Origin of the sequence: Nguyenibacter vanlangensis, from assembly GCF_013376155.1 — a bacterium.
GTDB lineage: Bacteria > Pseudomonadota > Alphaproteobacteria > Acetobacterales > Acetobacteraceae > Gluconacetobacter > Gluconacetobacter vanlangensis.
In genome coordinates this window covers 1-1,199 of record NZ_JABXXP010000797.1, presented here as the reverse complement: position 1 = coordinate 1,199, position 1,199 = coordinate 1, and the positions used below count along the sequence as shown (strand labels likewise).

Annotated in this window: 1 protein-coding gene and 1 pseudogene; both read right to left on the bottom strand. The window is 69.8% G+C overall.

Translation table 11 applies throughout. The features are described from left to right. Window positions 1-840 (bottom strand): efflux RND transporter permease subunit (locus HUK84_RS19150; RefSeq protein ID WP_176641631.1); only part of this gene is annotated, 840 nt, incomplete at its 3' end. Window position 841: 1 nt separating this feature from the next. Then, window positions 842-1,199 (bottom strand): annotated as a pseudogene (locus tag HUK84_RS19145) (efflux RND transporter periplasmic adaptor subunit); the annotation flags it as partial.

Below are 1,199 nucleotides of genomic sequence, written 5' to 3'. Positions count from 1 at the left end.
GCCCTTGCCGTCGCGGGTGACGGCGCCCAGGCGGGTGCGCGGGCCCATGGCGACGCGGCCGATATCGCGCAGGCGGATCGCGGTGCCGTCGGGGTTCTGCCGGACCGGCAGGGCGGCGAAATCGTCCAGGCTGCGGATCAGGCCGCGGCCGACGACGATCTGCTGTTCGGCGTGATGTTCGATCCAGCCGCCGCCAGATGCCGCGTTGTTGGCGTCCACCGCGCGATAGATTTCGCTGACCGACAGGCCGTAGGCGGTCAGCCGGGCCTGGTCGATGGCGACCTGGTAGGTTTCCTCGGCCCCGCCATTGACGTTGACGTCCACCACGCCGGGCACCAGCTTGAGCTGCGGCACCACCACCCAGTTCATCAGCCGGTTGAGATCCATCAGCGACTGGTGCGGGCCGCGGATCTGGACCTGCATGATTTCGCCCATGCCGGTGGCGAGCGGGCCCATGTTGATCGACAGTCCCGGGACGGAGATCAGGGACCGGGCCTGCTGGATGCGTTCGTTGACGCGGGTGCGGTCGAGATCGATGTCGGTGTCGTCGTCGAACTGCACATAGACCACCGACACGCCCGAGCGCGAGACCGAGCGCAGGTCGTTCATGCCCGGGATGCCGGCCATGCTGGTCTCGATCGGGAAGGTAATCAGGCGTTCGACTTCCTCGGTCGCCAGGCCGGGGGCGACCACCGAGACCAGCACCTGGCGCGGCGAGATGTCGGGCACCGATTCGACGGGCAGGCCGAGGATGGCGCCGATCGCCGCCAGGAGGATGGCGATCGCGCCGCCGATTACGACGAACCGGCTGGCCTGCAGGCGTTCGAGTAATCCGCGCATGTCAGCCGCCACCCGTTCCGGCCAGCAGCAGGCTGGATTTCAGGGCGAAGCTGCCCTGGGCGGCCACGGCCTGTCCGGCGGCGAGGCCCGCGGTGACGACGGCGCTACCGCCGCTGTCCAGCGCCACGGTGACCGGGACGGGACGGAAAATGTCGGAGGCGGTGCGGATGAAGACCACGTCGCGGCCATTGACCTGCTGCACGGCCTCGGACGGGATGACGATGCCGGTGGCGCGGTCGTCGGTCTGCAGTTCGGTGTCCAGCATCATACCCGGCCGCAGCGCGCCGCCGGGATTGGGCACGGCGCTGATGACCCGGACCAGGCCGGTGGCCGGGGCGGCCATGCCGTCGACCGAGCCG